This window comes from Streptomyces sp. NPDC059166, from assembly GCF_042755185.1.
Lineage (GTDB): Bacteria > Actinomycetota > Actinomycetes > Streptomycetales > Streptomycetaceae > Streptomyces.
In genome coordinates, this window is sequence record NZ_JBHZCI010000003.1 from 70,496 (window position 1) to 92,266 (window position 21,771).

Below are 21,771 nucleotides of genomic sequence, written 5' to 3' on the forward strand. Positions count from 1 at the left end.
TGGTGCAGGTGCCGGTGCTGTTTCCGTGTCCGGAACGAGCCCATCAAGGACGGCCGTGAAGACCTACGAATCCACCCCGAACTTCGCTGTCGCGAAGCGTCGTGTGCCGCTTGCGAAGATCGAAGCATCCGGCAGTGCTGCAGCAAGGAAGATGGGCAGGGTGCTCGCCACCGCAGGCGGTCGGTCGACGCAGATCTCCACTTTCAACTCCGCGCTCTGACAACAGGTCCGGGTTTGCGGGTCAGCATATGCCCCTGGAATTCCACTCTTTCGAGCGATCGAAAGCCGCGGCAGTCGGCCGTATCGGCCGCCGAGCTGGACTAGAGTGGTGGAATGACAGGCCCCGCGGTCCCGTTCCGCGAAATCGTTCTCAAGGTTCACAGCAGGTGTGACCTCGCCTGCGATCATTGCTATGTCTACGAACACGCGGATCAGAGCTGGAGAACCCGGCCCAAGACGGTTTCTGACCACGTCATCGCCAAGACCGCGCAGCGCCTCGCTGAGCACGCAAAGACACATGCACTGCCCTCCGTGTCAGTGATCCTGCACGGAGGGGAGCCTCTGCTCGCGGGTCCACGCCGTCTGCGGCGGGTCTGCGAGGAGTTCGGCTCGGCCCTCGCGGGGACCGCGGAGCTCGATCTCCGGATCCATACCAACGGCCTGCAGCTGAGCCCCCGGTACCTCGACCTCTTCGACGAGTTCGGCGTCAAGGTGGGTATCTCCCTCGACGGTGACCGGGCGGCCAACGACCGCCACAGGCGCTTCGCCGACGGCCGCAGCAGCCACCCCCTCGTACTCAAGGCCGTGGAACTGCTCAGGCAGGACCGCTATCGCCACCTCGATCTCGGGCTGCTGTGCACCGTCGACATCGAGAACGATCCGCACGCGGTGCTCGACGCGCTCCTCGCGCTCGAACCCCCGCTCATCGACTTCCTCCTTCCCCACGCCACCTGGGACGAGCCCCCGCCCCGCCCCGACGGCTCACCCACCGCGTACGCCGCATGGCTCCTCGCGGTCTTCGACCGCTGGCAGGAGGCGGGCGGCCGCGTCCCGGTGCGCCTGTTCTCCTCCGTGCTCTCCACGCTGAACGGCGGTCCCAGCCTCACCGAGTCCCTCGGGCTGGCTCCCACCGACCTCGTGGTCGTCGAGACGGACGGACAGCTCGAACAGGTCGACTCGCTCAAGAGCGCCTACGAAGGGGCGGCGGCCACCGGCTTCGACGTCTTCTCGCACAGCTTCGACGAGGTGGCCGCCCACCCGGGGGTGCGGGCCCGGCAGCTCGGACTGCGAGGCGTCAGCGAGATCTGCCGGCGGTGCCCCGTCGTACGGTCCTGCGGCGGTGGGCTCTACACCCACCGGTACCGATCGGAGGCGGGGTTCGACAACCCGTCCGTCTACTGTGCCGACCTCGAAGCGCTGGTGCGGGGGATCGAGGCGCGCACCCGGGCGGACAACGTGTCCCCGGCACTCACCGACCGGCATGAACTGGTCGCGGAGCAGCACGACCTGACCCGCACGCTCCTCGCCGCCCTCCATGAGGCCCTGGACGGCCGGGGCGGCGCCCGCTGGGACGAGGCATGGGAGCTCGCCGGGGCCCTCGAGGCCTCGGACGACGGTGCGGCCGGGCTGGATCGCGTCCTCGCTCACCCGTACACGCGTACCTGGCTGCTGGACGTCCTCGAGGGGCTGCACGCCGAACGGCCCGAGGCTGTCGGCCAGGCGCTGAGACTGCCCGCCTACGTGGCCGGCGCCGCCGTGCGGTCCGGTCTGGACCTTCCTGTGCCGGCGGACTACCGGGACGGCAGGCTCTTCCTGCCCACGCTGGGCGAGGTGCGGGTCGCGGGCGCCGGCGAGGCCGGCCGCGTCCGGGTCAGGGCCGTCGAGGACGGATTCGTCGTCCGGCGGGAGGGCGGCGGCGAACACCGTGTCGTGGGGGGAGCCGAAGACTCCCCGGACTGGCTCCCGGTGCGGTACTTCACCCCGGGGAGCGCGCCGTCGTTCGCCCTGGACGACCTCGATCCGTACCGGGACTGCTTCCGGGCCCCGGCGGCGCCCCGGCTGAGCGGTGCAGGGGCGAAGGCCTGGGCCGAGGCGGTCGGCGACGCGTGGGAGCTGCTCGGGGAGGCGGCGCCCGGGCCTGCCGCGGACGCCGCGGAGAGCCTGTCCACACTCACCCCGCTCGTCGCGGGGCGCGCAACCGGCCGTCCGCACGGCTACGGAACCCTGGGCATCGTCATGACCCATGACCGCCAAGAGCTGGCCGTACGGCTGCTGCGCGGTCTCCGGCACGCGGGACTGCGGGCCCTTCTGGACGTCACGGACCTCTACGCCATGGACGGTGCCTGGGAATACCGGCTCCCCTGGGAACGGAACAGGAAGGTCCCCTTTTCCGGCCTTCTTGCCGAGACCCATGAACGCGTGGGACTTTCCTACCTCGTGCCCGGACTTCTGGAGGGTGTCCCCGAGGCGCTCGAGATGATGGACGGTGCGGCAGAACCGACCGTCGGAGGAATGCGGCTGCTGAAGTCGCTCCGTGACGAGGCGAGGGGTGCACATGGGGCAAGTGGGATGAACGACTTCGTGAATGCGGTCGATCGGGAACTCGCTCGATGAATCACGGGTAGGGATGACTGAAAAGCGGCGTTGAATGACCGAACGCCATGGGGGTGGAGCACGGTCCGCTCCGGAATGATGAATTCGCTCGCACCCCCTCACCAGTCCCTGGGATGCGGGTGCTCACACAGGACGGGGGTCGTGTGCACGCATGACGCAAGAGCGAGCGGACCATCGGCCGTACTTTTTCCTGAGCTACGCGCATACGCCGGGGTACGGAGACGGGTCGGACCCGGACATGTGGGTCGAACGGCTATTCCAAGATCTCTGTGGCCATGTGATGGCCATGACCAACCTTCCCGCGGGTTCCCGGGCGGGATTCATGGACCGGGAGATACGCTCCGGCGAAGGCTGGTCCGAGCGGCTGGGGAATGTGCTGGCCAACTGCCGTGTCTTCGTCCCGCTGTTCTCGCCGCGTTATTTCGCCAGCGAGATGTGCGGCAAGGAGTGGTACGCCTTCGAGCAGCGGGCGATCCACCACAGGGCACGGTCGAACCAGCCGGCCGAGGCGATCGTCCCGGCGCTCTGGGTGCCCGTACCGGCCAGCCAGCTCCCGGGACCGGCCGAGCGGCTGCAGTTCAACCACCGGGACTTCGGCGACAGATACGTCAGCGACGGGCTCTACGGGCTGATCAAACTCACCCTGTTCGCCCAGGACTACGAGCAAGCCGTCTACCAACTCGCCAAACGGATCGTGCACGTCGCCGACAGCGTCCGGATCGGCTCCGGCAGACCGCTCGACTTCCGGCTCGTCCCCAGCGCCTTCGGCGCACCGGGCAGCAGGTCCGGCGCACCCAGGCCCATGCGGATCACCATTGCCGCGCCCACCCTCCACGATCTGCCGGAGGGGCGTGCCCCGGAGTACTACGGCGACAATCCGCAGGAGTGGAACCCCTACCACCCGGCAGCCGCCCGGCCCCTGGCCTATGTCGCCGAGGAACTGGTGCGATCCCTCAACTACCAGGCATTCGTCGCTCCGTTCGACGACGACGCCGGGCAGCGGGACGGCAAGCAGTCCCCCAGCGCGCCGGAGATCCTCCTGCTCGACCGGTGGGCCCTGCGCGACGAGGACCTGAGACGAAGACTCGCCGCCTTCGACGCGGAGAACCGGCCCTGGGTGACGATGGTCGTCCCCTGGTGCCGGGAGGACCACCAGAGCAGAGCGGCGGAAGCGGAACTGACCGAGATGCTCGAGCAGACCATGCCGGTCAAGATGCGGCAGGGGCGGGCCTTCTGCCGTGCCGCGGCCAAGGGGGTACCCAGTATGGAGGCCTTCGGCCAGATCCTTCCCCAGGTGGTCGAGGCCGCCGCTCAGCAGTACCTGAGGCATGCCACGGTCTATCCGCCGGCCGGCGGACGGCACAGCGAACGGACGCGACTGATGGGGCCCATGGGCAGTACCCGGTTCATACCCGACATGCACGACCTTGCGACGGATGCGGAGGACGTATGACAACCGGTCGTGACGGGCGCGTCGTCACTTTCTACTCGTACAAGGGCGGTACGGGGCGCACCATGGCCCTGGCCAACACCGCCTGGATCCTCGCCGCCAACGGCAAACGGGTACTGGCGATCGACTGGGACCTGGAAGCCCCGGGGCTGCACCGCTTCTTCCACCCCTTCCTCGACCCCTCGACCCTCGGTGCCACCACCGGGGTGATCGACCTGATCACCGAGTACGCCTGGGCCGCGACCAACCCCGCCCAGCGCGCCGACGACTGGCACCGGGACTACGCCCGCATCCAGCCCCACGCCGTCTCGCTCAACCCCGAGACGCTCGGCTGGGAGTTCCCGCGGGGCGGGACGCTCGACTTCGTCTCCGCGGGGAGGCAGAACCGCGAGTACTCCGCGACCGTGTCCACCTTCGACTGGGACAACTTCTACGACCGGCTCGGCGGCGGCCACTTCTTCGACGCGCTGCGCGACGACATGAAGGCCAACTACGACTACGTACTCATCGACAGCCGTACGGGGCTCAGCGACATCGCCGACATCTGCACCGTCCACCTCCCCGACGTGCTCGTCGACTGCTTCACCCTCAGCGACCAGTCCATCGACGGGGCCGCCTCCGTGGCGCGCCAGATCGCCGAGCGCTACACCGGACGGCCCATCTCCATCTTCCCCGTCCCCATGCGGATCGACGAGGGTGAGAAGGAGAAGGCGGACGCGGGCCGCGCGCTGGCCAGGCTGAAGTTCGACCGGCTGCCCCGGGATCTCTCCGGCGACGAACTCACCGCCTACTGGGGCGCGGTGGAGATCCCCTACCGGCCCTACTACGCCTACGAGGAGACGCTGGCCACCTTCGGTGACGAGGCGGGGCTCAGCAACTCCCTCCTGTCGGCGTTCGAGCGCCTCACCGCCGTCGTCACGCAGCAGGAGGTCACCTCGATGCCCCCGGTGGGCGAGGAGGTACGGCTGCGCATCCGTGACGCCTTCACCCGGCGCAGGCCCGCGCTGCCCGCCGATCTCTTCCTCAGCTACGTGGCGGAGAACCGCATGTGGGCCGACTGGGTCGAGTCGGTCCTGACCCGCGCGGGGTTCCGGGTGGTCCCGCGTGACGTCTCCGCCGACCCCGGCCACACGGACCCCGCGCACATCGCCGCCGAGACCGGCGCCCGCACCGTCGTCCTGCTCTCCAGCGCCTACCTCAAGTCCCAGCGCGCCGTGGAGCTGTGGCAGAACGCGGTGTCCGAGGACCCAGGGGGCGGCCGGAGGCAGCTGCTGCCCCTCAGGGTCAGCGACGTCCGGCTCTCCGCGCCGTACATCGACCGCAACCCGGTCGACCTGTTCCGGCTGGACGAGGTGCACGCCACGACCGCCCTGATGCGCGCCCTGGAACGCCCGGTCCAGCTCGGCGACGCGGTGTCGCCCGGGCCCCGCTTCCCGGGCACCGTGCCCAGGATCTGGAACGCGCCTCCCCGCAACCCGGGCTTCACCGGCCGCTCCCTGGTCCTGGAGCGGATGCGCGACCAGCTCGGCGGCGGCATGGCCGTCGTACTCCCGCAGCCTCAGGCCCTGTACGGGCTCGGCGGGGTCGGCAAGACCCAGGTCGCCCTGGAGTACGTGCACCGCTTCATGGCCGACTACGACCTGGTGTGGTGGATATCCTCCGAACAGGTCGACGACGTCGTGGCGAGCCTCGCCGAACTCGCCGTACGGCTCGGGGCCCAGGGCGGCGACGACATGGCGGCCGCCTCGCAGGAGGCCGTGGACCTGCTGCGGCGAGGCGTCCCCTCCGAGCGCTGGCTGCTGGTGTTCGACAACGCCGACGACCCGGAGCGCCTGCGCCGCTACTTCCCGCAGGGCGGCTCGGGGCACATCCTCGTCACGTCCAGGAACCAGGCATGGTCCCAGCACGGCGACGCGCTGCCCGTCGACGTCTTCCTGCGGGAGGAGTCGATCGAGCACCTCCAGCGCCGGGCACCGGGGCTGAGCGACGACGACGCCGCCCAGGTCGCCACCGCCGTCGGAGACCTGCCGCTCGCCGTCGAACAGGCGGCGGCGTGGATCGCGGAGACCGCCACCCCCATCGACGCCTACCTCGAACAGCTCGCCCGGCAGGCACCCCAGGTCCTCGCCCTGAACCAGCCGGCGGGTTACCCGCAGCCGGTCGCCGCGACCTGGAACATCTCCATCGAACGCCTCAAGGAGCGCTCGCCCGCCGCGGTGCGGCTGCTCCAGCTCTGCGCGTTCTTCGCGCCCGAGCCGATCTCCGCCAACCTCCTCTACAGCAAGGAGATGATCGAGGCGCTGAAGCCCTACGACGCCTCGCTCCAGGAGAAGCTGGTCCTGGGACGGGTCATCCGGGAGATCGGCCGCTTCGCCCTCGCCAAGGTCGACCAGGTGTCGAACTCCATCCAGGTGCACCGTCTGGTGCAGGCGGTGATCAGGGCCCAGCTGAGTCCGGAGGAGCAGAAGGAGGCCCGGCACGTCGTCCACCGCATCCTGGCGGGCGCGCGGCCCGACGACGACGAGCCGATCGACAACCCGGAGACGTGGCCGCGCTTCAACACCATCTGGCCCCACCTCGGGCCGTCGGGTGCGCGTGACTGCAGCGAGCCCGAGACCCGCCGGCTGCTGATCGACCGTGTGCGCTACCTGTGGAAGCGCGGGGACGTCCGTACGGCGGGCCGTCTCGGTGACGAACTCCGCGACTCCTGGCGGGAGATGCTGGGCAACCAGGACCTCCAGTACCTCTACCTCTGCTTCCACCTCTCCAACATCCTGCGCACCCGCGGCCGGTACGTCGAGGCCAAGGAGCTCGACGAGGTGACGCTCGGCAGGCAGCGCGAGGTGCTGGGCCCGGAGCACCCGCACACGTACATGACCACCAGCAGTCTGGCGATCGACCTGGGACTGCTCGGGGACTACACCAAGGCGATCGAGCTGGCGAAGGCGGCGCACGAGGGGTTCAGCCAGATCTTCCACGACCGGCACCCCCGGACGCTCGCCGCGGCCAACAACCTGGCGCTGAACCTGCGGAGCGTCGGGCAGTACGCGCGTGCCAGGGAGATCGACCAGGACGTGTACGACCTGCGGTCCGAGGTCCTGGGTCCCGAGCACCCGTACAGCCTGTCCTCCGCGATGTCGCTGGCCCGCGACCTGCGCGAGGTGGGGCGGTACGAGGACTCGGTGGGACTGCTGAGCCGGACGTACGACGCGTACAAGGCCACCCTCGGCCGGACCTACCCGACCACGCTCAGTGCCGCCAAGAGCCTGGCGGTGTCGCTGCGCAGGGCCGGTCAGCTGGAGGACGCCCGGAGGCTGACGGTGGCCACCAGGGCCCGGTACCGGGCCAAGTACACCTCGGCCAACCCCGACTCGCTGGCCTGTGACCTCAACATGGCGGCCGACCTGTTCGCCGCGGGGGAGGCCGTCGAGGCCAGGGACGCCGCGCAGGAGGTGGTCGACCAGTACATGAAGGTGCCGGGGGAGCGGCATCCGTACACCCTGGCCGCGCAGAACAACCTCGGGGTCTACCTCTCGGGTGCCGGGGCCCCGCAGGAGGCGGAGCGGCTGCTGGAACGCGTGGCCGCCCTGATGCGGGAGGTGTTCGGACCGGAGCACCCGAACACCCTGTTCTCGGTGATGAACCTGGCCAGCGCCACCGCGGACCGGGGCAGCTTCGACACCGTGCTGGAGACGGAGCGGCGGGTGGCCGGGCAGCTCAGGGAGGTTCTCGGGGCACACCACCCGGAGACACTGGCCATGACCTCGAACATCGCGGTCACGCTCGACGCGCTGGGCCGCGGTGACGAGGCACTGAGGGTGCGGATGGAGACGGGCGAGGAACTGGCCCGGCAGCTGGGCGACGACCACCCGCTCACCCGGATAGCGCGGGACGAGCGAAGGTTCCGGCGGGAGCTGGAACCGATGTCGGTGTGAGACCCGGGGACCACGCGGCGGCCCGGTGCCGCGTGGTCCCCGGGGGGCCTTCGTGCCGTACTCGTGCCGTTCATCTCCCGGTCGGCGGGGGAATGTCCGGCGGTCGCCCCGGTGGTGCCGGGCGCCACTAACGTCACCGCATCTCTGAACGCTCCACCCTTTCGGAAGGTGCGCGATGTCCTTGTTCACGTCCCCGCCCGTCAAGCGGGCCATGCGTCTGGTCGTCACGGCGCTCGACCGTCGCATCAAGCGGATCGCCGGAGTCGAGAACGCCGAGCTGACACGGCGCCTGGAGCAGGCGCAGCGGCAACTCGACAAGGCCACGGTGAACAACTACGCGGTCGAACTGCTGCTCGGGCGGTCCGGACGGGGCAGCCACCGTACGCCGACCCGGACGCAGGTGGGAGGACTGGCGGGGGAGGTGCGTGAGGCCACGGGCGTCGACGCGGCCGAACGCCATGTCCACCTGGCGTACCGGACTCTCGTCGTGCTCGAGGCACTCGGCTCGGGGCGGGTCGCCGGCGGGACGATGAACGTCCTCGGCAAGCTGTCCGCCATCCCGCTGCTGAAGCCGCCGAACGGCGACGTGCTGGAGATAGGCACCCTGCACGGGCTCTTCGCGGCGGGCCTGGTGAGGCAGCTCGTCAGCGCGGGCTACGCACCCCATCTGACGATCGTCGATCCGCTGGCCGAGGTACAGCTGCAGCCGGGACACGTGCTCGGGGCCGACCCGTCCGGCACCCCGATCAGCGAGAACGTCGTGCGCGCCAACCTCGGGCTGTCCGGCCTGCCCGAGGCGAGGATCAGGCTGCGGCGTGGTTTCTCCGACGACTCCGAGGTCCGCGCCGCGGTCTCCGACCGCGAGTACGGCGTCGTCGTCATCGACGGCGACCACTCCGAGGAGGGTGTGCGCAAGGACCTCGAATGGGCCGAGACGCTGGTGGCGAGTGGCGGGGTCGTCGTCCTCGACGACTACACCGACGCGAGCTGGCCCGGTGTCGAGGCCGCGTTGGAGAAGCATCTGGAGGGCAGTACCCGTTTCACCCTCGTGGGACGGGTCGCGACCTCGGGCTTCCTCCGGGCCGATTGAGGCCGGGGCAGAACAGGTGTGAGGCGGGCCGACCGGCAGTGGCGGGTGAGCCGGTGGGCCCCCGGCACCGGTGTCCCCGGCCGGTGTCCCACCGCGGTCAGCGGAGCGCCGTCTCCCCTTCGTCCAGCAGCCAGTTGAGCACCGAGGGGAGCACCGACAGTGCGTCGAAGTGCGCCGCCGCGGGTTCCAGCACGGTGGTGACCCCCGGGATCTGTCCGGCCAGCCAACGGGAGTGGCCGACGGGGGAGAAGACGTCCCTCTCCCCGTGCCACAGCATCACGGGCCCTTGGATGTCGGCGAGGTCGAACCCCCATGGCCGGCAGAAGGCCATCGCGTCGTCGATCCATCCGTACGCCGACGTACGCAGGCCCTCGCGGTAGTTCTCGAGCAGCATCGTGCGGATCCCGGCGTCGTTGACGACGACCCGGTCGGAGTCCGTCAACTCGCGCCGCAGGTCGTCCAGCAACTGGAAGGGGTCCTCCCGGATCACCGCGGACCGGCTGATGAAGGACTCCGCGAGCCCTTCGGGGTCGGCTGCCGCGGTCGAGTACGCGAGGATGTTGGACGCCGCCATCCCCTCGAACCAGTCCAGCCCCTCGGCGTCCCAGGGGGCCAGGCTGACCAGGGCGGCGGTCCGGGTGACCCGGTCGGGCATCAGCGCCGCGCAGGCCAGCGCGTGCGGGGCTCCGCCCGAACGGCCGACGACGGCGAAGCGCTCCAGGCCCATGGAGTCCGCGATCGCGCGTACGTCGTCGACGACGTCACGCACCCGGCGGCCCGGCAGCCGGTCCGAGCCGCCGTAGCCCGGCCGGTCGTAGGTGATCAGCTGTGTCTTGCGCTGGTAGAGCACCATGCCGCGCGGGGCGGGCCCGAGCCGGCTGCCGGGCATTCCGTGCAGGAGGAACACCGGTCTGCCCCGGGGGTCTCCTTGACGCTCGACCATCAGATGGCGTCCGTCCGCCACGCGCACCCGACTTCGCACGCTTCCCCCTCCGCTCGGTCACCCCGCTCGATCCGGGCGTCAACTGCCCGTAATGACATGTCAGTTAGATGATGACCTATCCGTCGTGACATTGGCAGCACCTGTCGGGACGCGCCGGTGGTGTTCGCGATGTCCGGGAGCACGCGGTGGTGTTCGGCTTCAGGAACGCTCCGCGCTGCATCCGGACTCCAGGCGCTGTTTCAGGACAGGACCGGTCCTCACCCGCCGCTGACACCCCGTCGCCGCGGGTGTTCGCGATCGGGACCGACCTGGTGGACCTCGTGGCTTGTGAACGCCGCGGGGGTGAACCGTCGCCGTCGTGTGTGCGTCCGGAAGTCGACCTTGTGTGCTATCGCCCCCATCGGAATAGTGGGCGCCCCATCCTCCGTGTCCCGGACACCCCACTTGTCCGTGCACGGCCCCCACAGGAGGTCGAAGTTGAAGCACCGACGCATACCCAGGAAGCGTGTGGCGATGGCCGGATCGGCCGTCCTCGCCCTGGTCGCAGCGGGAGTGACGTTCCAGACCGCGAACGCCAGTGACGACGTACCCCAGTTCACGGCCAAGACCCTCACCGCCCACTCGGCGGGAAGTCTCGCCGCCACCCTGGACAAGGCTCTGGGAGGTGACACGGCGGGTTCGTACTACGACGCCCGGGCGAAGAACCTCGTCGTCAACGTCGTGGACGAGGCGGCGGCCGAGAGGGTCCGCCAGGCCGGCGGCAAGGCCAGACTCGTCCAGCACACACTGGCCGACCTCACCGGCGCCCGGCAGACCCTCGCCGACAAGGCCGCCCTTCCCGGTACCTCCTGGGCCGTCGACCCGGTCAGCAACAAGGTCGTCGTCACGGCGGACCGCACGGTCGACGGCGCGGCCTGGGACAAGCTCGGCAAGGTGGTCGACGGGCTCGGTTCCAAGGCGGAACTCCGTAAGTCCAAGGGGGAGTTCAAGCCGCTGATCGCGGGTGGCGACGCCATCTGGGGCAACGGTGGCCGGTGCTCGCTCGGCTTCAACGTCGTCAAGGACGGCGAACCGTACTTCCTGACAGCAGGGCACTGCACCGAGTCGATCACCAGCTGGTCCGAGACGCAGGGCGGTGCGGAGATCGGGGCGAACGAGGGCTCCAGCTTCCCGGACAACGACTACGGCCTGGTCAAGTACACCTCGGACGTGGCGCACCCGAGCGAGGTGGACCTCTACGACGGCTCCACCCAGGCCATCACCCAGGCCGGCGACGCCACCGTCGGTATGACGGTGACCCGCAGCGGTTCCACCACCCAGGTCCACGACGGTGAGGTCACCGCCCTGGACGCCACGGTCAACTACGGCAACGGCGACATCGTCAACGGCCTCATCCAGACCACGGTCTGCGCCGAGCCCGGCGACAGCGGCGGCGCGCTCTTCTCGGGCAGCACCGCGCTCGGTCTGACCTCGGGCGGCAGCGGTGACTGCTCCTCGGGCGGTGAGACGTTCTTCCAGCCGGTGCCGGAGGCACTGGCGGCGTACGGCGCCGAGATCGGCTGACGCCGGCCCGGTCCGCGACAGGCGGTGATCGAGGGTCCGCTCCCCACTGAGGGGGGCGGACCCTTCGTCCGTCCCGGCGGCAGGTTCTCCGGGTGGTCGCCGGGACGCCTGGACGGTGCGGCGCGGAGCCGGGCGGTGCGGTCAGGTCAGGCCGTGCCGGTGCGGGCCGGGGCGACACCGAAGATGTCGACCGCGTGGTAGTAGGTCCATGCCGTGCTGTTGCACGAGGTCAGTTTGGCGCCTGTGTAGGCGGCGCAGACGCGCTTGAGGTCCGCGTAGAAGGCGGAGTCGATGCGCGACTTGTTCGCGTCGAAGCCGCCGGCCGCCTTGTAGTTGCGGTAGCCGAAGTCATGGCGGGCGCAGGCCGTCTGGAAAGGGAAGCCGAAGGGGTTGTCGGGGGAGGTGCTGCAGTAGTCGGTCGACCAGTTGAAGCCGTACGCGGTCCAGGCGCCCTGGTTGCCCCGTGCGGCCTTCCACGCGTTGTAACTGGAGGCGCTCGTCTGGGTCCAGGAGCTGAGGACCTGCGGCTTGTCCGAGGGAGCTGCCGAGGCGGACGAGGCGGGGAGGAGGGCGAGGGGGAGCGACGCCGCGACTGCGGCGAGCGGGACGGCGAATCTGCGACGCATGAGCAACCTCCGGTGATTATGAGGGGGTTGTGCCGGCCGTGCTCCTCGCGGGTCACGCGAGGCCGCTCCAGCATGCCGTCATGCACCTGCCATGCCTAGTGGCTTCGCTCACTGGTCACCAGGAGTTCGACCGTGCCTCGGGCGCGCCGGCAGGGGCGCCCGCCCTCGTGGCGGATCAGGGCGTGGGGAAGCGCCCCGGTCGCGGTGCTCGGCATGGGTGAGCGCTACGGCCGGGGCGCACCTCGGACCTCAGGCGGCGGAAGGATTCCGGCGGTGGGGTACGTCAGGGGTGCCGCCGGGTGTTGAGCCGGGCTGCCTGGCGGGTCAGGTGGTCGCGTTCCGCGAGGTTGGGTGCCGCGCGGGCGGCCTCGGCGTACAGCCGTGCGGCCGTAGTCGTGTCGCCGTCGCGCTCGTGGAGGTAGGCCGCCACCGCGGTGTGGCGGGGCAGGGAGGCGTCGAGCTCCGCGAGTGCCGCCAGACCGGCGCGTGGTCCGTCGGCCTCCCCGACGGCGACCGCGCGGTTCAGCCGGACGACCGGGCTGTCGGTCAGGCGTGTGAGTTCGTCGTACCACTCGACGATCTGTACCCAGTCGGTCTCCTCGGCGGTGGGCGCGTCGGCGTGGAGTGCCGCGATGGCGGCCTGGGCCTGGAACTCGCCCAGCCGGTCGAGGGCGAGGGCCGCCTGGAGGATACCGACGCCCTCGGTGATCAGGGCGGTGTCCCAGCGGCCGCGGTCCTGCTCGGCGAGCGGGACGAGGCTGCCGTCGGACGCCGTCCTGGCTCCGCGCCGGGCGTGGTGGAGCAGCATGAGGGCCAGCAGTCCCGCCGCCTCGGGGTGGTCGACGGCGGCCGCGAGGCGGCGGGTGAGGCGGATGGCCTCTCCGGCGAGGTCGATGTCGCCGGAGTAGCCCTCGTTGAAGACCAGGTAGAGGACGCGCAGCACGGTGGCGACGTCGCCGGGCCGGGTGAACCGCACGCCGGACACGGTGCGCTTCGCCCGGCTGATGCGCTGCGCCATGGTGGCCTCGGGCACCAGGTAGGCATCGGCGATCTGGCGTGTGGTGAGACCGCCGACGGCGCGCAGGGTGAGCGCGACGGCGGACGCCGGGGTGAGTGAGGGGTGGGCGCAGAGGAAGTAGAGCTGGAGTGTGTCGTCGACCCCGGGCGCGGGCCCAGGGGCCGGTTCCCCGTCGACGAGGTCCTCGCGGCGGCGTCGGGAGGCGTCCGCCCGGGCCCCGTCGAGGAACCGGTGCCAGGCCACGGTGACCAGCCAGCCCTTCGCGTCCCGCGGAGGGTCGGCCGGCCAGACGCGGACCGCCTGGACCAGTGCGTCCTGCACGGCGTCCTCGGCCGCCGCGAAGTCGGCTCCGCGGCGGACGAGGATCGCGAGCACACCGGGGGTGAGGCTGCGCAGCAGTGCCTCATCCATGGGTGGGATCACTCCGTGACGGTGGGCAGCTCGGTCAGGAACGGGCGCAGCTCCAGCCACTCGTGGATCGGCTCCCCGCCGGCCCCGGGGGCGGCCGACAGCTCTCCGGCCAGTTCGACGGCGCGCTCGTAGGTGTCGACGTCGATCACCATCCAGCCGGCGATGAGGTCCTTGGTCTCGGCGAACGGGCCGTCGGTGACCGGCGGGCGTCCCTCGCCGTCGTACCGGACGAACGTGCCGGTGGGTGCCAGGGCCTGGCCGTCGACGTACTCGCCGGTCCCTTCGAGCCGGGTGGCGAAGTCCTGCATGTACTGCATGTGCGCCGAGATCTCCTGGGGCGTCCACTTCTCCATCGGTACGTCGTTGGCCGGGGCCGGGGCGCCGCGGTAGTGCTTGAGAAGCAGGTACTTGGCCATGGTGTTCCTCCTTGCCGGTGCGACCCATTGTGGTCGCCTTCACTGCGGGGACGGAGCCGGTCCCGGGTTCTCGACATCGCTGCCCGGCATTTTTTTCGGACCGGGCTCCGGACGCGCGGGTGCCGGATACCGCGCGTCCGGTTATCGTACGAACGTTCGAAACTTGGTTTATGGTGGAGAGCGAGGGGGTGGCGAGTACGGATCGGTCCAGGAGGTGCGGGTGCCCGGGTTCACGCATCTGCATACCGTCTCCGGGTTCTCCCTGCGCTACGGGGCGTCCCACCCGGAGCGGCTGGCCGAGCGTGCCGCCGAGCGGGGCATGGACGCGCTCGCACTGACCGACCGGGACGGTCTCGCGGGCGCGGTCCGCTTCGCCCGGGCCTGCGAGAAGGCCGGGATCCGGCCCCTCTTCGGCGCGGAACTCGCGGTCGCGCGGTTCGCGGCGGACGGAGAGGGGCCCGTGCGCAGAACCCGCACACCGGCACGCGGGGGTTCCTTCGTCGATGAATCCGCGCACCGGGCCACCTTCCTCGCCCGGGACGGCGCCCTCGGCTGGGCCGAGCTGTGCCGGCTGGTCACCGCCGCCCACTCGGGCACCAGGGGGCCGGACGCCGGTCAGCCCCTGGTCGGCAGGGACGCGCTGCCCGCCGAAGGGCTCACCGTGCTGCTCGGCCCCTCCTCCGAGGTGGGCGCCGCACTCGCCGCGGGCCGGCCCGACCGGGCCGCCGCGCTGCTCGCGCCCTGGCGGGAGATGTACGGCGACGCCCTGCGCCTCGAAGCCGTCCATCACGGCCGCGAGGGCACCGGCCCCGGATCGCTGAGGCTCGCCGCCCGTACCGTCGGCCTCGCCGCCGAGCTGGGAGTGCGGGCCGTGCTGACCAACGCCGTCCGGTACGCCGACCCCGGGCAGGGGCCCGTCGCCGACGTACTCGACTCGGCCCGCCGGCTCGTCCCCGTCGACCCCCGCCGCTCGCCCCTCGACAGCGGGGAGCGCTGGCTCAAGGACACCCGGGCGATGCGGGAGACCGCCGAGCGGATCACCTCCGCCGCGGGGCTCGGGTGCGACGCGGGGGAGCGGCTGCTCGCGGAGACCCGGCGTACCGCCGACGCCTGCGCCGTCGACCCGGCCGGCGACCTGGGGCTGGGCAGTGTCCACTTCCCCGAGCCGCGTCTGGTCGGGGCCGGGAGGCGCACCGCCCAGCGGGTACTGGCCTCGCGCGCCTCGGCCGGCATGGTGCGGTACGGCTACGACCGCCGGCGCGACTACTGGGAGCGGATGCACCACGAGCTGGACATCATCGCCCACCACGGTTTCGCCACGTACTTCCTGACGGTCTCCCAGGTCGTCGACGACGTGAGGAGCATGGGCATACGGGTCGCGGCGCGCGGGTCCGGAGCCGGATCCCTGGTCAACCACCTGCTCGGGATCGCCCACGCCGACCCGCTCGAACACGGGCTGCTCATGGAACGGTTCCTGTCCAAGCGGCGCTTCGTACTGCCCGACATCGACATCGACGTGGAGTCGGCCCGCCGGCTGGAGGTCTACCGCGCGATCATCGACCGCTTCGGCCCCGAACGGGTCGCGGCCGTCTCCATGCCCGAGACCTACCGCGTGCGGCACGCCATCCGCGATGTCGGCGCCGCGCTCTCCATGGACCCGGCCGAGACCGACCGGCTCGCCAAGGCGTTTCCGCACATCCGGGCCAGGGACGCCCGCGCCGCCATGGAGGAACTGCCCGAGCTGCGGGCCGTGGCGGGGACGAAGGAGAGGTACGGCAGGCTCTGGGACCTGGTGGAAGCGCTCGACGCGCTGCCGCGCGGTATCGCCATGCACCCGTGCGGCGTGCTCCTCTCGGACGACTCGCTGCTGCGCCGCACCCCGGTCGTGCCCACCAGCGGGGAGATCCCCGGCCCCGGCGGGGAGGGCGGGTCCCCCATGCCCATGACGCAGTTCGACAAGGACGACGTGGAGCACCTCGGGCTGCTCAAGCTCGATGTGCTCGGTGTCCGGATGCAGTCGGCGATGGCGCACGCGGTGACGGAGCTGAAGCGCGCCTCGGGGCAGGAGGTCGACCTGGACGCCGTCCCGCAGGGCGACCCGGAGACGTACCGGCTGATCAGGAGCGCCGAGACGCTCGGCTGCTTCCAGATCGAGTCGCCCGGTCAGCGTGACCTGGTCGGCCGGCTCCAGCCCGCCACCTTCCACGACCTGGTGGTCGACATCTCGCTGTTCCGTCCGGGGCCGGTCGCCGCCGACATGGTGCGACCGTTCATCGAGGCCAGGCACGGCCGCGCGCCCGTACGCCATCCGCACCCCGACCTGGCGGGGGCGCTCGGCGACACCTACGGGGTGGTCGTCTTCCACGAGCAGATCATCGAGATGGTGGACATCATGACCGGCTGCGGGCGCGGCGAGGCCGACCGGGTACGGCGCGGGCTCTCCGACCCCGAGTCGCAGGACCGGATCAAGGTCTGGTTCGCGCAGCGCGCGGCGCGGCGGAAGTACGGGGCGGAGGTGATCGCCCGCACCTGGGAGATCATCGAGGCCTTCGGCAGCTACGGCTTCTGCAAGGCGCACGCCGTCGCCTTCGCCGTGCCGACGTACCAGTCCGCCTGGCTCAAGGCCCACCACCCGGCGGCCTTCTACGCCGGGCTGCTCACGCACGACCCCGGGATGTACCCGAAGCGGCTGCTGCTCGCGGACGCGCGGCGCCGCGGGGTGCCGGTGCTGGCACTGGATGTGAACCGGTCGGCGGCAGCCCATCGGATCGAACTGGTGTCTGGCGAAAAGGGTGAGAAATGGGGACTGCGGCTGGCCCTCTCCGATGTCCACGGCATCAGTGAGGCCGAGGTCGCCCGGATCGAGGCCGGACAGCCCTACGCCTCTCTGCTGGACTTCTGGCAGCGGGCCAGGCCCGGGAAGCCGGCCGCCGAACGACTCGCACAGGTCGGTGCGCTGGACGCCTTCGGCGCCAACCGCCGGGACCTGCTGCTGCACCTGTCCGAGCTCCACCGCGCTCAGCGGGGCTCCGGCTCCAAGGGAGCGGGTGCCCAGCTCCCGCTCGGCGGCGGACGGACCACCGGCGGCATCGGGCTGCCCGACCTCAACGACGCCGAACGTCTCAGCGCCGAACTCGGCGTCCTCAGCATGGACGTGTCCCGCCATCTGATGGGCGACCACCACGCCTTCCTGGAGGAGCTCGGCGCGGTCTCCGCGAAGCGGCTGAGGGAGGCCAGGCACGGGGAGACCGTGCTGGTCGCGGGCGCCAAGGCGGCCACCCAGACCCCGCCGGTCCGCTCCGGGCGGCGGGTCATCTTCACCACCCTGGACGACGGCACGGGCCTGGTCGACCTCGCCTTCTTCGACGACAGCCACGCCGCCTGCGCGCACACCGTCTTCCACTCCTGGCTGCTGCTGGTGCGCGGAGTGGTCCAGCGGCGCGGTCCCCGCAGCATGAGCGTGGTCGGCTCGGCGGCCTGGAACCTGGCGGAACTGGCCGAACTCCGCCGCACCGGGGGCCTGGACGCGGTCGCCGCGCGGCTGGCCGAGGAGCCCGCCTCCTCCGGCGAGGAGGAGGCGCCGGACGACGGCCGCCGTATCCAGATGCCGACCGGTTACGAGATGAACCCCTGGGCCGACCTCCAGCCGCCCGGGGAGGGGCCGCCCACCGGACGGAAACTGTGGCACCAGAGCCAGGGGAGTGCGGGATGAACGACCAGCCGGCCGTCCTGTGCCTGCGGTTCCGCCGGATCGGAGGGGGGCTGCCGGACGGCGCCGCCTACGAAGGGCTGCTCGCGCTCCTCGGCGCGTTCACCCCGGTCGTCGAGGCGGCCCCGCCCGGATCCGCGCTCGCCGATGTCAGCGGCGCGCTGCGCTACTTCGGGCAGGACACGGCCGGCCTCGCCTCGGTGATCCGGGTGCGTGCGCTGGCCCTGCACGGCGTGGACTGCGCCATCGGGGCGGCCGCCAACCCCATGCTGGCCCGGATGGCCGCACGGCAGGCGGAATCCGGGACCACCTTGGTGGTGCCCCCCGGTGGACACGAAGGCTTCCTCGCCTCGAAGCCCGCCGCCGCGCTGGACGGTGTCGGCACCGCGACCGCCCGCACCCTGTGCGGATACGGTCTCGACTCCATCGGCCGGATCGCCACCGCGCCCCTGTCCACCCTGCAGCGGATCACCGGGGTGCGGACCGGGCGCGAGCTGTGGGAGCGGGCCAACGGCATCGACCGTACGCGGGTCGTACCGAACGCCGCGGCCCGGTCGATCGCCGCCGAACGGTCCTTCCCCCACGACGAACTCGACCCGGAACAGCACCGCCGCGCGCTCCTCTCGCTCACCGAGGAGCTGGGCGCCAGGCTGCGCGGCGACCGGCTGGTGTGCCGTTCCCTCACGGTGTCCGTCCGCTACGCCGACCGGACCGGCTACGCGACGCTCACCCGCGGCCGCACGCTCCCCGAACCCACGGCCCACTCGGCGGCGCTCACCTCGCTCGCCTATCGGATCCAGGACTCGTTCGCCCTGCAGCGGGCACGGGTGCGAGGGCTCGGGCTGCGGGCGGAGGGGCTCCAGGACGCCGAACGGGCCTCCCGGCAGCTGTCGTTCGACCCCGTGGACGAGCGGGCGCGGACGATCGAGGCGGTGTCCGACAGGCTGCGGGCCCGGTTCGGACCGCAGGCCGTGAAGCCGGGGCGGCTCGCGGCCTGACGGGGGTGCGGCGAGGTTTTACCGACGCGTAACTTCCCCAGCGGGCCTACCGGTGCGTAACTTGGCATGAGCACGCACAAAAGTGAGATCCGCTGTGGTCCGGACCGCAGGGCGCACCGACATCGCAACTCCCTTGAGCCGCAAGGAGAAAACCCGATGCTGCCCTGGAACCGCCCCCCGCGTACCAGACGCGCGCTCGCCGCGCTGCTCCTCACCCTCGCCGCGCTCCTCGCCCCCGCGGCGACGGCCACGGCGGCGGAGGCCGCGGCCCCGTCACGGGGCTGGAACGACTACTCCTGCAAGCCGTCCGCGGCCCACCCCCGACCGGTCGTCCTCGTCCACGGGACCTTCGGGAACTCGATCGACAACTGGCTGGTGCTCGCGCCGTACCTCGTCAGCCGGGGATACTGCGTCTTCTCGCTCGACTACGGACAGCTCCCGGGCGTGCCGGTCTTCAACGGCCTCGGCCCCATCGACAAGTCGGCCGGCCAGCTCGACGCCTTCGTCGACAAGGTGCTCGGCGCCACCGGCGCCGCCAAGGCCGACCTCGTCGGTCACTCGCAGGGCGGGATGATGCCCAACTACTACCTGAAGTTCCTCGGTGGCGCCGCCGAGGTCAACGCCCTCGTCGGGATCGCCCCCGACAACCACGGCACCACGCTCCTGGGCCTCACCAGGCTGCTGCCCTACTTCCCCGGCGTGGAGGACCTGCTCACCGCGAACACCCCGGGCCTCGCCGACCAGGTGGCCGGCTCCGCGTTCGTCACCAAGCTCAACTCCGTCCCCGACACGGTGCCCGGGGTGCGCTACACGGTCATCGCGACCCGGTACGACGAGGTCGTCACGCCGTACCGGACGCAGTACCTGGACGGGCCGAACGTACGCAACGTGCTGCTCCAGGACCTCTGCCCGGTCGACCTCTCCGAGCACGTCGCGATCGGGACGGTCGACCGGATCGCCTTCCACGAGGTGGCCAACGCGCTCGACCCGGCGCGCGCCACCCCGACCACCTGCGCATCGGCCGTCAGCTGACGACGCGGATCCGGGCCCCCGGCGCCGGGGGCCCGGATCCGGCGGGGTCAGGCGCGGTGCGCGCCGCCCGAGGCACGGCGGCGGACGGAGACGAAGAGGGCGCCCGCCCCGAGCGCCAGAGCGGCGGCGCCGCCCATGGCCAGGTACGAGGTGCTGCCGCCGCCACCCGTCTCGGCGAGGACCTCACCGGCGGGAGCCGGCTTCGCGGGTGAGGCGGCGCTGTCCGGCTCGGGTGCGTTGGCCCCGGCGGCCTCGGCCGGGGCGGCGGCCCCGGTCACCTCGGAGTTGGTCGAGGGGTCGTCGTCGCCGTGCCCGTGGTGCTCGACGGATGACTTGCCGGCCCCCTCCTCGATGTCCTCCTCCGACGGGGCGGAGGCGGCCGGCGCCGGGACGGCGGCGACATCGCCGCTGCCGGATCCCTCGCCGCCGAAGACCACGTCCGAACAGGCGTAGAAGGCCTCAGGGGAGTCGGACCGCTGCCAGACCGTGTAGACTAGCTGGCGTCCCGAGGCCTGCGGTACGGTCCCGTCGAAGACGTAGGAGCCGTCCTGGAGCGTCGGGTCGGTCGCCGTGGCGAAGGGCTCCTCCCGCAGGTCGGACCACTTCAGGGGCTGTGCCGGGTCGTAGCCCGGCTTGGTCAGGTACAGCTCGAACGACCCCTTGTGCGGGGCGGTGGCCCGGAAGCGGAAGGTGTGCGGGCCCGCCTTCATGGGCGTGGACGGCCAGTCGGCCCGCGGCAGGTCGAGCCCCTTGAACTTGTCGTTGCCCGCGCTGCAGAGCTCGCCGTCCGGGATCAACTGCCGGTGGTTCCCGGCCGCGTTCGCGATGTTCACCCCGTTCCAGTCGTAGAGCGCCTGGGTCCCGCCGGCGGCCACCGCCGCCTGGCACGCACCCGACCGCGGATTCTCCGGTCCCTCGGCGAAGCAGGCCGAGACCCGGCTGACCGGGTCGCTGAGCGAACCGTGGGCGGCGGCCGGTGCGGCGGCGAGTCCGGTCAGCGCGAGGGGCACGGCGCCGAGCGTGACGACTGTTCCGGCGGCCCGGCGGCGAGCGGTGGTGAGGACGGGCATGGTGGTGGTTCTCCTTCGCGGACGGAGCTGTCGACCAGGGCTGGTGATCAGCAAACTAGCCGTCGCCGGAAGGGGATTCGGGCCTGGGAAGCCGCAGGTGGCGATCGTTATGGTGGGCTTAAGGAGGGGTTAGGCGAGGGCTCAGACAGGCCCGGGCGCCCCTCCCCCGGACCGGTCCCACACCTTTGTCCCGGTGCTCCGCCAGGAGGTCAGGACGGACACCTCGGCGTCGGGTGCCAGGCGCAGGCCCGCCGCCGCGAGGAAGCCGGGGAGGGAGATCTCCCCGCCGTCCGTCCCGTCGTCCCACAGGGTCAGGAGCCGGGAGCCCTCGCCGTCCCAGGTGTCGGTGTCCTCGCTCGGGTGCTGTTCGACGCTGCCCTCGCCGTGCCGGTAACGCAGGTACAGGTACTGGCCGTCCGTGGTCCAGGCGTCCCACTGCGAGGGGCTGGCCAGACAGGTCCGGACGACCAGGGCCAGGGTCACGTCCTCGTGCAGACAGGCCTCGACGCCGGAGGGTGCCGGGGCCCCGTCATGGGTGAGGAGCAGTTCTCCCTCCAGGGCCAGCAACCGGAACTCCCCGTCCGCGAGACGGAACGCGAGCCCGCACGCCCGGTCCACCGGGCCGTCGCGGTGGCGGACCTCCCGCACCGAACGGACCACCATGCCCGTGAACCGGTCCAGCCCGAGTTCGCGCGCGACGTCCCTGGCCTCGACGGCGTCCGGATCCGCGTTCGGCGTGAGCCCGGCGTCCCCCGCGTCGAACCGGACCGGCCCCAGCTCCTCGAAGTGCAGCCGGAGCCGGGAGAGCGGGGCTGGCGGGCCGCCCTCGACGGAAACCCCCAGCAGCCGCCTGCCGAGCAGGTCGGAGGTGTACAGCTCCTCGGTGTCGGTCATGTG

15 protein-coding genes are annotated in these 21,771 nt (G+C 71.4%); 9 read left to right on the forward strand and 6 right to left on the reverse strand.

Going from position 1 to position 21,771, the window contains the following annotated elements:
- Positions 1-55: 55 nt before the first annotated feature.
- The 5 genes from fxsA to ACFXOA_RS03090 all read left to right on the forward strand — a co-directional run bounded on the left by fxsA (position 56) and on the right by ACFXOA_RS03090 (position 9,088).
- Positions 56-220 (forward strand): FxSxx-COOH cyclophane-containing RiPP peptide, encoded by a 165-nt coding sequence (gene fxsA, locus ACFXOA_RS03070; protein ID WP_385021580.1) that lies wholly within the window; start codon positions 56-58, stop codon positions 218-220.
- Between the two features lie 113 nt (positions 221-333).
- Positions 334-2,613 (forward strand): radical SAM/SPASM protein FxsBH, inactivated beta-hydroxylase extension form, encoded by a 2,280-nt coding sequence (fxsBH, locus tag ACFXOA_RS03075; RefSeq protein WP_385021583.1) that lies wholly within the window; start codon positions 334-336, stop codon positions 2,611-2,613.
- A 151-nt stretch (positions 2,614-2,764) separates the two neighbouring features.
- On the forward strand, positions 2,765-4,066 hold the full coding sequence (fsxC, locus tag ACFXOA_RS03080) for an FxsC protein (protein ID WP_385021585.1): 1,302 nt from the start codon (positions 2,765-2,767) through the stop codon (positions 4,064-4,066).
- A complete protein-coding gene (gene fxsT / locus ACFXOA_RS03085; protein ID WP_385021588.1) occupies positions 4,063-7,998 on the forward strand; it encodes an FxSxx-COOH system tetratricopeptide repeat protein in 3,936 nt (1,311 codons plus the stop codon). The genes fsxC and fxsT overlap by 4 nt, the downstream gene beginning before the upstream one ends.
- 175 nt (positions 7,999-8,173) lie before the next feature.
- Complete coding sequence (locus ACFXOA_RS03090; protein WP_385021591.1) at positions 8,174-9,088, forward strand: class I SAM-dependent methyltransferase; 915 nt, start codon at positions 8,174-8,176, stop codon at positions 9,086-9,088.
- Between the two features lie 97 nt (positions 9,089-9,185).
- Here ACFXOA_RS03090 and ACFXOA_RS03095 read toward each other — a convergent pair whose 3' ends face one another.
- On the reverse strand, positions 9,186-10,070 hold the full coding sequence (locus tag ACFXOA_RS03095; RefSeq protein WP_385021593.1) for an alpha/beta fold hydrolase: 885 nt from the start codon (positions 10,068-10,070) through the stop codon (positions 9,186-9,188).
- 438 nt (positions 10,071-10,508) lie between these two features.
- Between ACFXOA_RS03095 and ACFXOA_RS03100 the strand changes: the two genes are divergently transcribed.
- Complete coding sequence (locus ACFXOA_RS03100; RefSeq protein ID WP_385021596.1) at positions 10,509-11,594, forward strand: S1 family peptidase; 1,086 nt, start codon at positions 10,509-10,511, stop codon at positions 11,592-11,594.
- Positions 11,595-11,740: 146 nt separating this feature from the next.
- On the opposite strand, the gene ACFXOA_RS03105 is transcribed toward ACFXOA_RS03100, so the two are convergent.
- The 3 genes from ACFXOA_RS03105 to ACFXOA_RS03115 all read right to left on the reverse strand — a co-directional run bounded on the left by ACFXOA_RS03105 (position 11,741) and on the right by ACFXOA_RS03115 (position 14,065).
- Complete coding sequence (locus ACFXOA_RS03105; protein ID WP_385021599.1) at positions 11,741-12,220, reverse strand: phospholipase; 480 nt, start codon at positions 12,218-12,220, stop codon at positions 11,741-11,743.
- A 283-nt stretch (positions 12,221-12,503) separates the two neighbouring features.
- Positions 12,504-13,649 carry an RNA polymerase sigma factor gene (locus tag ACFXOA_RS03110; protein ID WP_385021602.1) on the reverse strand — a complete coding sequence of 382 codons (1,146 nt, stop codon included), beginning with the start codon at positions 13,647-13,649 and terminating at the stop codon, positions 12,504-12,506.
- Between the two features lie 8 nt (positions 13,650-13,657).
- A complete protein-coding gene (locus ACFXOA_RS03115; RefSeq protein ID WP_362548690.1) occupies positions 13,658-14,065 on the reverse strand; it encodes a YciI family protein in 408 nt (135 codons plus the stop codon).
- Between the two features lie 220 nt (positions 14,066-14,285).
- Between ACFXOA_RS03115 and ACFXOA_RS03120 the strand changes: the two genes are divergently transcribed.
- From ACFXOA_RS03120 to ACFXOA_RS03130, 3 genes are all read left to right on the forward strand, one after another.
- On the forward strand, positions 14,286-17,777 hold the full coding sequence (locus ACFXOA_RS03120) for a DNA polymerase III subunit alpha (protein WP_385021605.1): 3,492 nt from the start codon (positions 14,286-14,288) through the stop codon (positions 17,775-17,777).
- Positions 17,774-18,772 carry a hypothetical protein gene (locus tag ACFXOA_RS03125; RefSeq protein ID WP_385021608.1) on the forward strand — a complete coding sequence of 333 codons (999 nt, stop codon included), beginning with the start codon at positions 17,774-17,776 and terminating at the stop codon, positions 18,770-18,772. The genes ACFXOA_RS03120 and ACFXOA_RS03125 overlap by 4 nt, the downstream gene beginning before the upstream one ends.
- Before the next feature lie 156 nt (positions 18,773-18,928).
- Positions 18,929-19,804 (forward strand): esterase/lipase family protein, encoded by an 876-nt coding sequence (locus tag ACFXOA_RS03130; protein WP_385021611.1) that lies wholly within the window; start codon positions 18,929-18,931, stop codon positions 19,802-19,804.
- A 47-nt stretch (positions 19,805-19,851) separates the two neighbouring features.
- Here the strand turns inward: ACFXOA_RS03130 and ACFXOA_RS03135 are convergent, their stop codons facing one another.
- Both ACFXOA_RS03135 and ACFXOA_RS03140 read right to left on the reverse strand, forming a co-directional pair.
- Positions 19,852-20,874: a lytic polysaccharide monooxygenase gene (locus ACFXOA_RS03135; protein ID WP_385021614.1), complete on the reverse strand. Its 1,023-nt coding sequence runs from the start codon at positions 20,872-20,874 to the stop codon at positions 19,852-19,854.
- A gap of 141 nt (positions 20,875-21,015) precedes the next feature.
- Positions 21,016-21,768: a hypothetical protein gene (locus ACFXOA_RS03140; protein WP_385021617.1), complete on the reverse strand. Its 753-nt coding sequence runs from the start codon at positions 21,766-21,768 to the stop codon at positions 21,016-21,018.
- Positions 21,769-21,771 lie beyond the last annotated feature (3 nt).

Bases quoted from the DNA above. Each gene is read 5' to 3' on its own strand.
- fxsBH (WP_385021583.1), top strand. From the start codon at position 334: ATGACAGGCCCCGCGGTCCCGTTCCGCGAAATCGTTCTCAAGGTTCAC.
- fsxC (WP_385021585.1), top strand. From the start codon at position 2,765: ATGACGCAAGAGCGAGCGGACCATCGGCCGTACTTTTTCCTGAGCTAC.
- fxsT (WP_385021588.1), top strand. From the start codon at position 4,063: ATGACAACCGGTCGTGACGGGCGCGTCGTCACTTTCTACTCGTACAAG.
- ACFXOA_RS03090 (WP_385021591.1), top strand. From the start codon at position 8,174: ATGTCCTTGTTCACGTCCCCGCCCGTCAAGCGGGCCATGCGTCTGGTC.
- ACFXOA_RS03105 (WP_385021599.1), bottom strand. From the start codon at position 12,220: ATGCGTCGCAGATTCGCCGTCCCGCTCGCCGCAGTCGCGGCGTCGCTC.
- ACFXOA_RS03110 (WP_385021602.1), bottom strand. From the start codon at position 13,649: ATGGATGAGGCACTGCTGCGCAGCCTCACCCCCGGTGTGCTCGCGATC.
- ACFXOA_RS03115 (WP_362548690.1), bottom strand. From the start codon at position 14,065: ATGGCCAAGTACCTGCTTCTCAAGCACTACCGCGGCGCCCCGGCCCCG.
- ACFXOA_RS03125 (WP_385021608.1), top strand. From the start codon at position 17,774: ATGAACGACCAGCCGGCCGTCCTGTGCCTGCGGTTCCGCCGGATCGGA.
- ACFXOA_RS03130 (WP_385021611.1), top strand. From the start codon at position 18,929: ATGCTGCCCTGGAACCGCCCCCCGCGTACCAGACGCGCGCTCGCCGCG.
- ACFXOA_RS03135 (WP_385021614.1), bottom strand. From the start codon at position 20,874: ATGCCCGTCCTCACCACCGCTCGCCGCCGGGCCGCCGGAACAGTCGTC.
- ACFXOA_RS03140 (WP_385021617.1), bottom strand. From the start codon at position 21,768: ATGACCGACACCGAGGAGCTGTACACCTCCGACCTGCTCGGCAGGCGG.